Source organism: Pelagerythrobacter marinus, from assembly GCF_009827515.1.
Classification (GTDB): domain Bacteria; phylum Pseudomonadota; class Alphaproteobacteria; order Sphingomonadales; family Sphingomonadaceae; genus Pelagerythrobacter; species Pelagerythrobacter marinus.
Genome location: NZ_WTYO01000001.1, coordinates 167501 through 180864 on the forward strand (window position 1 = coordinate 167501; position 13364 = coordinate 180864).

The 13364-nt window shown below is 67.4% G+C and carries 13 protein-coding genes, 1 tRNA gene and 2 rRNA genes (1 of these 16 cut by a window edge); 10 read left to right on the forward strand and 6 right to left on the reverse strand.

Annotated elements, in window-relative coordinates:
• The 3 genes from GRI72_RS00745 to GRI72_RS00755 all read left to right on the forward strand — a co-directional run.
• Positions 1-721: ribosomal RNA gene (locus tag GRI72_RS00745) — 23S ribosomal RNA — on the forward strand (it extends 2071 nt beyond the left edge of the window).
• Positions 722-885: 164 nt separating this feature from the next.
• Positions 886-1000 (forward strand): 5S ribosomal RNA (rrf, locus tag GRI72_RS00750).
• A 121-nt stretch (positions 1001-1121) separates the two neighbouring features.
• Positions 1122-1198, forward strand: a tRNA-Met gene (locus GRI72_RS00755).
• Positions 1199-1328: 130 nt separating this feature from the next.
• On the opposite strand, the gene GRI72_RS00760 is transcribed toward GRI72_RS00755, so the two are convergent.
• Both GRI72_RS00760 and GRI72_RS00765 read right to left on the reverse strand, forming a co-directional pair.
• Positions 1329-1655, reverse strand: coding sequence for a hypothetical protein (locus tag GRI72_RS00760; protein ID WP_160732030.1), 327 nt, complete (start codon positions 1653-1655; stop codon positions 1329-1331).
• A 47-nt stretch (positions 1656-1702) separates the two neighbouring features.
• The gene (locus GRI72_RS00765; RefSeq protein WP_160732031.1) at positions 1703-2230 is read right to left on the reverse strand and encodes a copper chaperone PCu(A)C domain-containing protein; all 528 of its coding nucleotides are present in this window, start codon (positions 2228-2230) and stop codon (positions 1703-1705) included.
• Positions 2231-2446: 216 nt separating this feature from the next.
• Between GRI72_RS00765 and GRI72_RS00770 the strand changes: the two genes are divergently transcribed.
• Positions 2447-2977 (forward strand): hemerythrin domain-containing protein, encoded by a 531-nt coding sequence (locus tag GRI72_RS00770; protein ID WP_160732032.1) that lies wholly within the window; start codon positions 2447-2449, stop codon positions 2975-2977.
• 30 nt (positions 2978-3007) lie between these two features.
• Here GRI72_RS00770 and arsB read toward each other — a convergent pair whose 3' ends face one another.
• The 4 genes from arsB to GRI72_RS00790 are packed head-to-tail and all read right to left on the reverse strand — an operon-like array spanning position 3008 to position 5351.
• On the reverse strand, positions 3008-4072 hold the full coding sequence (gene arsB / locus GRI72_RS00775) for an ACR3 family arsenite efflux transporter (protein WP_160732033.1): 1065 nt from the start codon (positions 4070-4072) through the stop codon (positions 3008-3010).
• Positions 4073-4132: 60 nt separating this feature from the next.
• Positions 4133-4540: an arsenate reductase (glutaredoxin) gene (gene arsC, locus GRI72_RS00780; RefSeq protein WP_160732585.1), complete on the reverse strand. Its 408-nt coding sequence runs from the start codon at positions 4538-4540 to the stop codon at positions 4133-4135.
• Positions 4537-5004: an ArsI/CadI family heavy metal resistance metalloenzyme gene (locus GRI72_RS00785; RefSeq protein WP_160732034.1), complete on the reverse strand. Its 468-nt coding sequence runs from the start codon at positions 5002-5004 to the stop codon at positions 4537-4539. The genes arsC and GRI72_RS00785 overlap by 4 nt, the downstream gene beginning before the upstream one ends.
• Positions 5001-5351, reverse strand: a complete 351-nt coding sequence (locus GRI72_RS00790; protein ID WP_160732586.1) for an ArsR/SmtB family transcription factor — start codon at positions 5349-5351, stop codon at positions 5001-5003. The genes GRI72_RS00785 and GRI72_RS00790 overlap by 4 nt, the downstream gene beginning before the upstream one ends.
• 257 nt (positions 5352-5608) lie before the next feature.
• Between GRI72_RS00790 and GRI72_RS00795 the strand changes: the two genes are divergently transcribed.
• The 6 genes from GRI72_RS00795 (at position 5609) to GRI72_RS00820 (ending at position 13351) form a co-directional block, all read left to right on the forward strand.
• Positions 5609-6322, forward strand: coding sequence for a FadR/GntR family transcriptional regulator (locus GRI72_RS00795; RefSeq protein WP_251104185.1), 714 nt, complete (start codon positions 5609-5611; stop codon positions 6320-6322).
• Positions 6323-6503: 181 nt separating this feature from the next.
• Entirely contained in the window at positions 6504-8705 is a 2202-nt protein-coding gene (locus tag GRI72_RS00800) for a chondroitinase-B domain-containing protein (protein WP_202388871.1), read from the forward strand.
• Positions 8702-10915 carry an alginate lyase family protein gene (locus tag GRI72_RS00805; protein ID WP_337191101.1) on the forward strand — a complete coding sequence of 738 codons (2214 nt, stop codon included), beginning with the start codon at positions 8702-8704 and terminating at the stop codon, positions 10913-10915. The genes GRI72_RS00800 and GRI72_RS00805 overlap by 4 nt, the downstream gene beginning before the upstream one ends.
• Position 10916: 1 nt before the next feature.
• Entirely contained in the window at positions 10917-11279 is a 363-nt protein-coding gene (locus GRI72_RS00810) for a cupin domain-containing protein (protein WP_160732037.1), read from the forward strand.
• 2 nt (positions 11280-11281) lie between these two features.
• Positions 11282-12580: an MFS transporter gene (locus GRI72_RS00815; protein WP_160732038.1), complete on the forward strand. Its 1299-nt coding sequence runs from the start codon at positions 11282-11284 to the stop codon at positions 12578-12580.
• Positions 12581-12595: 15 nt separating this feature from the next.
• On the forward strand, positions 12596-13351 hold the full coding sequence (locus GRI72_RS00820) for an SDR family NAD(P)-dependent oxidoreductase (RefSeq protein ID WP_160732039.1): 756 nt from the start codon (positions 12596-12598) through the stop codon (positions 13349-13351).
• Positions 13352-13364: the final 13 nt, after the last annotated feature.

The window sequence follows — 13364 nt, forward strand, 5'->3', positions numbered from 1 at the left end:
TAGGTGAAATACCACCCTGTTGTTTTCTGATGTCTAACCTCGCACCGTTAGCCGGTGTAGGGACCCTCTGTGGCGGGTAGTTTGACTGGGGCGGTCGCCTCCTAAAGAGTAACGGAGGCGCGCGATGGTAGGCTCAGGCCGGTTGGAAACCGGCTGCAAGAGTGCAATGGCATAAGCCTGCCTGACTGCGAGACTGACGAGTCGAGCAGAGACGAAAGTCGGTCATAGTGATCCGGTGGTCCCTCGTGGAAGGGCCATCGCTCAACGGATAAAAGGTACGCCGGGGATAACAGGCTGATGATTCCCAAGAGCTCATATCGACGGAATCGTTTGGCACCTCGATGTCGGCTCATCACATCCTGGGGCTGGAGCAGGTCCCAAGGGTTTGGCTGTTCGCCAATTAAAGTGGTACGTGAGCTGGGTTCAGAACGTCGCGAGACAGTTTGGTCCCTATCTGCCGTGGGCGTCGATTGTTGAGAGGAGTTGCCCCTAGTACGAGAGGACCGGGGTGAACATACCTCTGGTGTACCTGTCATCGCGCCAGCGGTGCAGCAGGGTAGCTATGTATGGACGGGATAACCGCTGAAAGCATCTAAGCGGGAAGCCTCCCTCAAGATAAGCAATCATCGAACCGTGATAGACCATCACGTTGATAGGCCGGGTGTGGAAGCGCAGTAATGCGTGGAGCTAACCGGTCCTAATAGTTCTGTTCGCGCTTGTTGAATCCCACCATCAACGACAGTCCTGCAAGGCTGTCCTCGATGTGGAGGATGTCTACAGCCGGATAACGCCCTGATACCCTGATAAAGGGTGCATCGATTTAAACCCGCAACGTGTTCGTTCGAAGCAACGTCTTCGATCGTTCACGGTCCGCCTGCTTCATTGCTTGGTGACCTTAGCGTCCGTGACCCACCCGATCCCATCTCGAACTCGGCCGTGAAACCGGACAGCGCCGATGGTACTAACGCTCAAGCGTTGGGAGAGTAGGTCGTCGCCAGGCATTGCAGCCGGCGGGCACGCGGATATAAACCCATTCACAAGTCAACGGGCCTCAGGGCCCGGATCAAGGAGGGCCTTCGAGGCCCTTTTTGCGTCTCCGAAGGACGCAGAAAAATCGGTGCCGCGGGGTGGAGCAGTCCGGTAGCTCGTCAGGCTCATAACCTGAAGGTCGTTGGTTCAAATCCAACCCCCGCAACCAACCTTACCACATCCCCTTGCGCGGAATTCGCCGGCCGTGCGCGCGGCAGTTCGGCCCCTTGGTGGGGTCGAGCCCTCCGGGTGTGCTGCGCCCTCGCGTGCCGGCCCATCGCAGCGTGCGCGCCGCGGGTTCAGTCTTCGGAGCGCTTGTCCGCCCTGCCGTCGTCTTCGCGCGAGCCGGCGTTGCGGTTGCCGCCGCCCTGCTTGTCGCGGCCCAGCTGTCCGGTGCCGTGATAGCTGTTGACCGACTGCCCGCCGTGCGACTGGAAGCCGTCGGCAAAGCCCTCGCCATCGGATCGGGGCTTGTCGCCGCTCGGACCGGTGTAGGGCGCGCCGTCGTCGCTGCCCCCCGTCCGCCGGGATTCGGCGGGACGATCGTCGCGCTCGCCTCGCGCGGATTCGCCGCTCGGCGCGTCTTTTGGCGGCATCGCCTGGGTATGCCTGGCGTCGTCGCTCATTGCTTCTCTCCTCTACCCAACGCTGTGCCGGTCATGGCCGGCGGGCGTCACTCGTCATTCACGTCCTGTCGCCGGTCGACGCCCGTGTCGGCCCGCGCGGCGATCACGGTGGCCGGGACCGTCACCGGCGTCCCGGTGCCGAAGTCGAACCGGACGTCGACTTGCGCGCCGGGGACGATGTTTGCGTCGTAATCGGTCAGCAGCGCGACCGGATCCCCCGGTTCCAGTTGCACGGTTTCGCCGGCGGGAATGTCGATATTGGCCGTCTGGTCGGGCACCTGCCGTTCGAGGTCGAAGAACTGGGCGCGGCTGCCGTGCTCGACAAGCACTTCCGAGATATAGACTCCGCGATCGCCGCGATTGGTGGCGGTGAAGTAGATCGCTGCCGCGCCGCCTGCTTGCTGCGGAAGGGCGATCTCGACGTCGCTGACCGAAACGACCGACCCGAATTCGCCCGCCGCCGAAGGCTGCGAATCGTCGTCGGCCAGCCATTCGCCGAGCGGCCCGAACAGGGCCAGGCCGGCGATCACGGCACCGGCTGCAATGACGAGGCCGATCAACTTGCGATGTTTCATTTGCCTGCGCTCCACTGGTTTCCTGATCGATCGAGGGCGTGCCCAATCAATAGGCTGGCGTCGCGAGGGTTCCCCGCGGCGCGCAGCGTGCCATCCGATCGCAGCCCGACCACCTCTCGTCGCAATCGGGCGCAGCGATCCGCCGGGGCCGGGAACGAGCGGTGCGTCCGCCGCGTCGAGCCGACATGTCCCCGCATCTCGCGAAAGGAAACCGACATGTCATTTCTCGACAAGATCGCCGCCGCCGTGACCCCCGCCGCGACCGACGATCAGCGCGCCGAGGCCCGGCGCAAGATCCAGGGGCTTGCCGCGGGTGAAGACTGGCTGGCGATGATCGTGCAGCAGCACCAGCGGATCGAGAGCCTTTTCGACCAGGCCCGGACCGCCCATGACGCCGCCGGGCGCCGCGAGGCCGTGCGCGCGCTGGCGAAGGAACTCACCGGCCATGCCATGGCGGAGGAAGCGATCGTCTATCCGGTCGTGTCCGAGGATAGCGGCAAGACCCATGCGGCCATGGCCTATGAAGAACACGCGATGACCAAGGTGCAGCTTGCCAAGCTCGAACGGATGGACCCGATGGGCGAGGAGTGGCGCGAGAAGCTCGACCACGTGTGCAGCGCGGTTCAGCAACATATCTACCAGGAAGAAGACAGCTGGCTGCCGGACCTGGTCGAGAAAGCCTCGGCCGAGGACAAGGCCTTCCTCAACCAGCGATACGCGCAGGAATACGCCCGCTATTGCGACTGACCCGCCGCGCCGGCCGCCCCGCAGGGGCGGTCAGGGCGCGAAGCCGGCCCTTGTCCGGTTGGCGATCGCGACCAGCGAGAGCATGACCGGCACTTCGACCAGGACGCCCACCACCGTCGCCAACGCCGCGCCGCTGCCCAGCCCGAACAGGCCGATCGCCACCGCCACCGCCAGCTCGAAGAAGTTCGAGGTTCCGATCAGCGCGCAGGGCGCGGCGATCGGGTGCGGGATCCGCCAGGCGCGCGCGGCGAGATAGGCGAGGGCGAAGATGCCGTAGCTCTGGATCACGATCGGCACGGCAATCAGCGCGATCAGCAGCGGCCGTGCGACGATCACCTGCGCCTGGAACCCGAACAGCAGGACCACGGTGAGCAGAAGGCCGAGAATGGACAGCGGCTTCAGCCGCGCGACGAACCGCGTCACCGCCGCGTCGTCGCCCTCCGCCCGGCGCACCAGCCAGCGGCGGGTGAGCGCGCCGGCGACCAGTGGGAGCACGACGTAGAGGCCCGTCGCCAGCAGCAGCGTCTGCCACGGCACGGCGATCTCCGCCACGCCGAGCAGGAGCGCCACGATCGGGGCGAAGGCGAACACCATGATGACGTCGTTCACCGAGACCTGCACCAGGGTATAGGCCGGGTCGCCGCGGGTCAGCTGCGACCAGACGAAGACCATCGCCGTGCACGGCGCCGCGCCCAGCAGGATCAGCCCGGCGATATATTGCCGGGCGTCGCCGGGCGCGATGAGATCGGCGAAGACCACCTCGAAGAACAGCACCGCCAGCGCGGCCATCGTGAACGGCTTGACCAGCCAGTTGACGATTACCGTCAACACCAGCCCCTTGGGCCGTTGCCCGAGATCGCGCAGGCTGGCGAAATCCACCGCCACCATCATCGGGTAGATCATCGCCCAGATCAGCACCGCGACGACGAGGTTGACCGAGGCATATTCGAACGCGGCGAGGCTGGCGAACAGCCCGGGCGCGAGATTGCCGAGCGCGATCCCCGCGCCGATGGCGAGCGCGACCCAGAGCGAGAGCCAGCGTTCGAACGCACCGAGCGCTTCGGCGGCAGGGCGGTTATCGGCGATCGAGGCCATCGGTGTGCGTTCCCGTGATGAAGTGATGGTGCCTGGTGATGGAATGGCGGTGCGCCGCGCTCAGGCCGGGCGGGCCCTGACGATCTCGCCGTCTTCCTTGGTGAAATCGCGCGGCAGCGGGCCGAGCAGCTCGAGGACCCGTTCCGAAGGACGGCACAGCAGCGCCGCGGCCGGCGTGGTGACGATCGGCCGGTTGATCAGGATCGGATGGGCGAGCATCGCCTCGACCAGCGCGTCGTCGTCCAGCGTTTCGTCGTCGAGGCCCAGCTCTTCGTAGGGGGTGCCTTTCCGTCGCAGCAGCGCGCGCGGGGCAATGCCCATCCGGGCAATCAGGCGCTCCAGCTCCGCGCGGCCCGGCGGGGTCTGCAGGTATTCGATCACCTGCGGCTCGACCCCGGTGGCGCGGATCAGCGCGAGCGCGTTGCGCGACGTGCCGCAGGCCGGGTTGTGGTAGATCGCGACCGTCACGCGCAGCACCGCGGCGCGTCGGGGGCGAGCGCGGGGGCGCAGCAGGCCCCGTCCGCCGCGCCGGGCGAGAGGGCGGCCAGGTCCGGCGTGTCGCCATAGACGGTGGATTCGCCGGTGGTCAGGAAAGCTTCCCACATCACCCCTTGCGGATCGGCGACCCAGGATTTTTCCGACCGGGCATAGCAGCAGGTCGTCTGCCCTTCCTCGACGAGCGGGCGGTCGGCCGCCTTCAGCCGGGCGAAGACCTCGCCCAGTTCCTGCGCGTCCTCGACCTGGATGCCGAGATGCTCGACCCCCTTGTGCGCATTGCCCGACGAAATCGCGAAGTTGACGCGCGGATCGTCGAGCATCCATTTCGCGTAGTCGTCGCGCGTGAGCGTGGGCTCGGCCCCGAAAAGGGTGGAATAGAAGCCGATCGACCGTTCGAGATCGTCCACTCCGACATGGATGTGCAGGCGCTTCATGCCGTTTTCCTTTCAGCGAGGGGGCGGCGCACGGGCGCCGCGTCGGTGTCGGGAGCACAGCCGGCGCCCCCGCAGCAGTTTTCGAGCAAGTAGCCGACCAGCGCGTTCATCGCCGGGTAGTCGGCGCTGTAGATCAGCGATCGGCCCTGCCGGCGCTGGGCGATCAGGCCCGCGCGGGTGAGGTGGGCGAGGTGGAACGACAGCGAGGAATTCGGCAGGTCCAGCGCCTGCGCGATCGCGCCCGCCGGCATCCCGTCTTCCCCCGTCTGGACCAGCAGGCGGAACAGCGCGAGCCGGTGTTCATGCGCGAGGGCCCCGAGGGCGGCCACCATCCTGTCAGGTGTCATTTCCATAATTGTCGAAATAATAGCAGCGGCGAGAGCGGTCAATAGAAATTTCGACGATCATCGAAATGGTGAGCGCACCGTCCTGTCGGGCGCAGGGCGCGGGCCGGCCCGAAAAGCGTGCCCGGCGCGGCCGATAATGGCGCTCGCCGCAAGCAAACTGGCATAGACGCTAGGCATTGTTTAAGAAATCGGTACAGTAGAGTGTGCAGGCAATAACGGGATGCGTTGATATGGCCGGGAAAAGGCTCTTCCAATCGGTGGCGGAACAGATCGCCCAGTTGATCGACGAGGGTGCGTTCCCGCCCGGAACGCGCCTGCCCGGGGAGCGGGAACTGGCCGAGCGGCTCGGGGTGAGCCGGGTGACGATCCGCGAGGCGGAGATCGCGCTCCAGGCCGTCGGACGGCTGGAGATCAAGACCGGGTCGGGCGTCTACGTCAGCGAGGCGCAGCCGGCGGCCCACGCACCCCTGCCCAAGGCGAGCGCGTTCGAAGTGACCGAGGCGCGCCTGCTGGTCGAATCCGAGGCGGCCGCGCTCGCCGCGCACAATATCACCGAGGAAGGCGTCGCGCGGCTGGAGGAACTGATCGAGCAGATGCGGACCGGCGATCACGATGCCGCGAACGAGGCTGACGCGCTGTTCCACCAGACCATTGCCGAGGCGTCCAACAACGCCGCGCTGGTCCATACCATTCGCACCTTGTGGCGCATGCGCGAGGACCTGCCCGACGTGAAGGCGACTTACGAGGCGGTCTGCGTGGACGATGCCGAATCGCGCACGGCCGAACATCGCGCGGTCTTCGAGGCGCTGCGCGATCGCGACGCGGCGGCGGCGCGGGCCGCGATGCGCGAGCATTTCCACCGCCTGATCAATGCCATGCTCGACGCGACCGAGCGCATGGCGCTGGAGGAGGTCCAGCAGAAGGCGTCGCAGAGCCGCGAGCGCTTCCTCGTGGCCGCCCGGATGAGCTAGACAAATTGGTATTACAGAAAAATCTGACGCGCCTATGCCAGATTGATTGACAGCATCGTCGCCGCCCCTATAGTCGCGCCCAATAACAACGGGCGAGGGGACGATGATGCTTGGACGGGTCGGTCTGTGGCTATTGCCAGCCGTTGCGGCCGCGAGTCCGCTGAAGGCGGAGCGCCACCTGGTGCGCGACCAGGAGGGCTATGCCGCGGCGCTGTCGCGCGTCGAGGCGGGCGACGTGATCGTCCTCGCCAGCGGCGAATGGCGCGATTTCGACATGGTGGTGACCGGCCGCGGCACGGCGGATGAACCGATCGCGGTCGTCGCCGAGCGGCCTGGCACGGTGTTCCTGACCGGGCAATCGAGCCTTCGCATCGGCGGCGAGCACGTCGTCGTCTCCGGCCTGGTCTTCCGCGACGGATACAGCCCGCGCGGCGAAGTGATCTCGTTTCGCCGGACGAAGGACGACCTCGCGCGCAACAGCCGCGTCACCCAGGTCGTGATCGACCGTTTCAACAAGCCCGACCGGTTCGAATCCGATTACTGGGTGGGAATCTACGGCCGGAACAACCGCTTCGATCACAGCCACCTGGTCGGCAAGACCAACCAGGGCGTGACGCTGGCGGTGCGGCTCGACGCGCCCGAAAGCCGCGAGAACGGCCACCGCATCGATCACAACTACTTCGGGCCGCGCCCGGTGCTCGGCTCCAACGGCGGGGAGACGATCCGCATCGGGACCAGCAAGTACTCGATGTTCCGTTCGGGCACGATCGTCGAGAACAACGTGTTCGACCGGTGCGACGGCGAGGTGGAGATCATCTCGAACAAGTCGAACGGCAATGTCTATCGCGGCAACCTTTTCCTCAATTCGCGCGGTGCGCTGACCCTGCGCCACGGCGACGACACGCTGGTGGAACGCAACGTCTTCCTCGGCGGGGGCAAGGACCACACCGGCGGCATCCGCGTGATCAACCGTAACCAGACGGTGCGCTTCAATTACATGGAGGGGCTGCGCGGCAGCGGTTTCGCCAGCGCGCTGACGGTGATGAACGGCGTGCCCAATTCGCCGGTCAACCGCTACGTCCAGGTCGACAACGCGCGGATCGAGCGCAACACGGTGATCGACAGCGCCCGCATCACGCTGGGCGCGGGCGCCGACGAGGAGCGTTCGGCCGCGCCGGTCAACTCGGTCTTCGCCGGCAACCTGCTCGGCGGGGCGGGCGAGGGCACTTTCGTCGAGGTCGATTCGGACATCTCGGGCATTGCCGTCGATCGCAACGCGGTGGTCCGCGGCGAGGTGCACAGCGCCGCCGCGCACTTGCGCAAGGTCCAGGCCCGGATGGAGCGGGCCGCCAACGGCCTGCTCTACCCGGTCGATCCGGCGCTGGCCGACGTGGGCGCCCCGCGCGACCTGGCGCCGATCGCGCTCTCGGACGTCGGGGTAGACTGGTATCCGAAACCCGGCGCGCAGGCAGACTTCGGCTTTTCCGGCACCGTCACCCGCGTCGCTCCGGGGGAGGACACGCTGGCCCGCGCGGTGGCCGCGGCCGCGCCGGGCGACGTCCTGCTGCTGGAGCCGGGCGTCCACATCGCCAACCGCGTGATCGCGGTGGACAAGATGCTGACCATCCGCGGGCCCGAGGCAGCCGGTGCCGAGCGACGCGAAAGCGCGATCGTCCGCTTCACCCGCCCGTCGCTGGTCGAGCTGCGCGAGGGCGGCAACCTGCGCCTCGCCAACCTGGTGATCGACGGCGCGCTGGCCCCCGATTCGGTCGGCAACGCGGTGATCCGCACCAGCGCCTTCCCGCTCAAGGCGAACTTCCGCGTCGAGCTGGACGCGGTGACGGTCCGCGATCTCGTGGTCAACAAGTCCTTCGCCGTGCTCGCGATCGGCAAGGGCGCGCTGGCCGACCGCGTGATTATCCGCGACAGCCTCTTCGCCGGCATCACCGGGCCGATCGTCTCCGCCCAGGCCGAAACCGACGATTTCGGCCGCTACAACGTCGAGTATCTCGACATCGCGGACAGCACGTTCGCCGACGTCGGCGGCCCCGCGGCGGCCGTCTATCGCGGGGGCACCGACGAGAGCACGTTCGGCCCGATCGTCACCGTTTCCGGCAATACCTTCCGCAATGTCGGCCGCACCGGGGCGGGGCAGGACGCGTCGCTCCATCTCCACGGCGTCCAGGTTGCCTCGCTCGCGGGCAACAGCTTCGAGAACGCGGCTCCGCCTGTGGTCGAGCATACGGTGGGGACGCCGGCGACCGCGATCGTCGGCAACCGCTTTGCGCAGACGCCGCCGCCGGTCGTGCGCGAGCTGGTCTTCCCGGGCGAGCCGCGGGCCGAGCTGCGCGACAATGAAACGATCCCGGAGGAAAGCCTGTGAACCACCTGACCAGCCGCGCCGCCCTGCTGGCGGCGGTACCGGCGAGCGCGCTGGCGCTGGCCCTTCCCGCCGCGCCGGCCCACGCCCAGGCGCCCGTCGCGCCGGAGCATGCGGCATCGGCGCCGGCGACGCCCGCGGCGGACCTGCCGCCGCTCTATGCCGACGAGTTCGCGCGGGCGCGCGTTTTCGTCGCCGGGATGATGGAAGCCGGCGTGGTCGTGCCGCAGCCGCGCGACCCGGGCGGCGGCTACACGCACGAGCAGCACAAGCGCAATTACCGCGCGATCCTGCTGTCGGGGCAGCTTTACCGGATCACCGGGGACCAGGCCTATGCCGACTACGTGCGCGCGATGCTGCTCGCCTATGCCGATCTCTATCCCACGCTCGGCGACCACCCGGCGCGCAGCAACCAGAACGCGGGCCGCCTGTTCTGGCAGGTGCTCAACGACGCGGTCTGGCTGGTCCACGCGGTGCAGGGCTATGCCGAGATCCGCGATACGCTGAGCGCCGCCGACCGCGAGCGGATCGACAGCCAGGTCTTCCGCCGCGCCGCGCATTTCCTCTCGGTCGAATCGCAGGCCACGTTCGACCGTATCCACAACCACGCGACCTGGGCGACCGCCGGCGTCGGGATGACCGGTTACCTGCTGGGGGACCGCGACCTCGTCGAGCGCGCGCTGCTGGGTTCGGACAAGAGCGGCCAGGCCGGGTTCCTGCGCCAGACCGAGCTGCTCTTCTCCCCCGACGGCTATTACGCCGAAGGCCCCTATTACCAGCGCTATGCCCTGATGCCGTTCATGGTCTTCGCCGACGCGATCGCGCGCAACGATCCGCAGCGGCGCATCTTCGAACATCGCGACGGCATTCTCCTCAAGGCCCTGCGGACGACGATCCAGCTGACATACGGCGGCTATTTCTTCCCCTTCAACGATGCGCTGAAGGACAAGAGCCTGCGGACCGAGGAACTCTACCACGGCATCGCCATCGCCTATGCCCAGACCCGCGACCCGAGCCTCCTCTCGATCGCGCGGATGCAGGATCGCACGGTCCTGACCCCGGCGGGGCGGATGGTCGCGGCGGACCTTGCCGCCGGGCGGGCGGAGCCGTTTCCCTTCCGCTCGATGCTGCTGCGCGACGGGCCGGAGGGCGAGCAGGGGGCGGTCGCGATCCTGCGCGAAGGCGAGGGGCCACGACACACCGCGCTGGTGGCGAAGAATTCGTCGCAAGGCATGGGCCACGGCCATTTCGACAAGCTCAGCTGGCAGCTTTACGACAACGGGCACGAGATCGTGCGCGATTACGGCGCGGCGCGGTTCCTCAATATCGAGGCCAAGGAGGGCGGACGCTACCTGCCCGAGAACGAGACCTGGGCCAAGCAGACCCTGGCGCACAACACCCTTGTCGTGGACGGGCGCAGCCACTTCGACGGCAAGGTCAGGGCGGCGAGCGCGGTCGCGCCCGAACAGCTCCATTTCTCGGTCGAACCCGGCCTGCAGGTTTCCAGTGCCCGCGTCGATGGCGCCTATCCGGGGGTGGGCATCGTCCGCACGCTGGTGATGACCGACGTACCGGGGCTGGAAAGCCCGGTGGTGTTCGATCTCGTCACCGCGGAGAGCGAGGGCACGCATTCCTACGACCTGCCGCTGCATTACCAGGGCGCGGTGATCGAACTGGGCTTCCCGGTCGAAAGCCACGTCGCCGCGCGCCCGGTGCTGGGCGAAGGCCACGGCTACCAGCATGTCTGGGTCGATGCGGAGGCCACGCCGGCGGCGGGCGACGGCGCGCTGACCTGGCTGCTCGACGGGCGTTTCTACACCTATCGCTTCGCCACCGACGGCGCGACCCGCGCGGTCCTGGGGCAGGTCGGGGCCAACGATCCCGATTTCAACTTGCGCCGCGAGCCGCTGGTCCTGCTGTGCCGCGAGAGCGCGGGCGGGACGACGTTCGCCACCCTGCTGGAAAGCCACGGCCGCTACGACGGGGCGGCGGAACAGACCGTCGCCAGCCGCAGCCGCGTGGCCGCCATGCGTCACGAGCGGCAGGGCGGGAAGGACATCGTCGTGCTGACGCTGAAGGACGGCGGGCAGGTCGCGCTGGCCGTTTCGCACGACCCCGATCCGGGCGCGCGCCACAGCGCGACGGTCGACGGGCGCGAGATCGCCTGGTCGGGATTTGCCGCGATCGTCGAGATCGGGCGGGGAGGAAACTGACATGTACCGGGATATCCAGCGCCGCTCGCCGGCCTTCACCCCGGCGGCCGAAGCCGCGATCGAACAGGTCGATCCCGGCATCCGCCGCCAGATCCTGGGCCATGGCCCCGATCTCATGGTCTGCCGGGTATGGTTCGAACAGGGCGCCATCGGCCAGGTCCATTCGCATCCGCACAGCCAGTCTTCCTACGTCGAGAGCGGCCGCTTCCGCGTGACGATCGACGGCGAGGAGCGCGAGCTGGAGGCCGGCGACGGCTTCTACGTCGCGCCGTTCCTCGACCACGGGGCGGTCTGCCTCGAAGCGGGCTGCCTGCTCGACACCTTCAACCCGGCGCGTGCCGATTTCCTGGGCGAGGAGGGCTGACCATGCTTCGCAACCGCTTCCGCTGGACCATCGTCGCACTCGTCGCCGTGGCCACCGTGATCAATTATATCGACCGCGGTGCGCTCGGCCTGCTCTGGCCCGAGATCTCGCAGGACCTGGGGATGAGCAAGCTCGACTATGCGATCATCCTCAACGTCTTCACGTTCGCCTATGCCTTCGGCCAGACGCTGTTCGGCAAGATCTTCGACTGGATCGGCACCCGGCTGGGTTTTGTCCTGTCGATCGTCGTCTGGTCGGCGGCGACGATCCTCCATGCCTTCGCCCGCGGCCTGTTCAGCTTCGCGCTGTTTCGCGCGTTGCTGGGCGTGTCCGAGGCCGGCAACTGGCCCGGCGCGACCAAGGCCAATGCCGAATGGTTCCCGATCCGCGAGCGCGCGCTGGCGCAGGGGATCTTCAATTCGGGGGCCGCGATCGGCGGAATCGTCTCGGCGCCGGTCGTCGCCTATCTCTTCGTCTTCCTCGAATCGTGGCAGGCGACCTTCATCGCGATCGGCGCGCTCGGCTTCCTCTGGCTGGTGCCCTGGCTGATCGTCTACAAGACCGGGCCCGAGGCGCATCCCTGGCTGAGCGCGGAAGAGCGCGACTATATCCTGACCGGCCAGCGCGACCTGGAAACCAACGAAGTCGTCACTTACGCGCCTTCGGCCGGGGAAATCCTGTCGCGCAAGGAAAGCTGGGGCGTGATCCTCGCCTCGTTCTTCCTCGATCCGATCTGGTGGCTCTTCGTCGGCTGGCTGCCGCTCTACCTGGCCGAGACTTACGGCTTCGGGGTCGCCGAAATTGGCCTCTACGGCTGGGTGCCCTATGTCGGCGCGATGTTTGGCGCCTGGTTCGGCGGCATCCTGGCGCAGAACCGGATCAAGGCCGGCTGGTCGGTCAACCGCACCCGCAAGAGCGTGATCGCGCTGGGCGGGGCGATCATGCTCGTCTCGCTCCTGCTCACGATCCAGGCCTCGACCCCGCTGGTCGCGGTCCTGCTGATGGCGGCGATCCTGTTCGGCTTCCAGACGGCGGTCGGCAATATCCAGACGCTGCCGAGCGATTTCTATTCGGGCAAGTCGGTCGGCACCCTGGCCGGCTATGCCGGGACCGCGGCCAAGCTCGCGGTGGTCGGGCTGAACTTCCTGATCCCGATCATCACCGCCGACAGCTACGCCCCCGCTTTCGCGGTCGGCGCGGCGCTGGCGATCCTGACCGTGGCATCGGTCTTCTTCCTGTGCCCGCGGATCAAACCCCTCAATCCCAAAACGGGGCGGCCCAGCGCCGTTACCCCTTCGTGAAAGGCTAATCGAAACATGACGGATCTGACGAACAAGGTGGCCATCGTGACCGGCGCGAGCCGCGACATCGGCCAGGCGGTGGCCATCGAGCTGGGCAAGTGCGGCGCGCGGGTGGCGGTCAACTATCGCTCCGACGAGGCGGCGGCAGAGGCGGTGGTCGAGGCGATCCGCCAGGCCGGCGGCGAAGCCGTGAAAGTGCGCGCCGACGTGACCGTGGCGGCCGAGGTGGATGCCATGGTCGCGCAGACGCGCGAAGCCTTCGGCGGGGCGATCGACATCGTCGTCAACGTCGCCGGCGGGATGGTCGAACGTCGCCCGCTCGATGCGATGGACGAGGATTTCTTCAACCACGTCATGCAGTTGAACGCGACGTCGGCCTTCCTCGTTACCAAGGCGGCGGTGCCGCACATGGGCGAAGGCGGGGCGATCGTGAACTTCGCCTCCCAGGCCGGGCGCGACGGCGGCGGGCCCGGCGCCTGCGCCTATGCCACGTCGAAAGGCGCGGTGATGACCTTCACCCGCGCCATGGCGAAGGAACTGGGGCCGAAGGGCATTCGCGTCAACGCGCTGTGTCCGGGCATGATCGCGACCACGTTCCACGACACCTTCACCAAGGACGAAGTGCGCGCCAACGTCGCCGCGGCCACCCCGCTGCGCCGCCAGGGCAACTCGGAAGAAGTCGCCACCACCGTCGCCTGGCTCGCCAGTGAAGAGGCCGCCTTCGTCACCGGCGCGAACATCGACATCAACGGCGGCACGTTCTTCTCCTGAGCGGGAAGGCTGG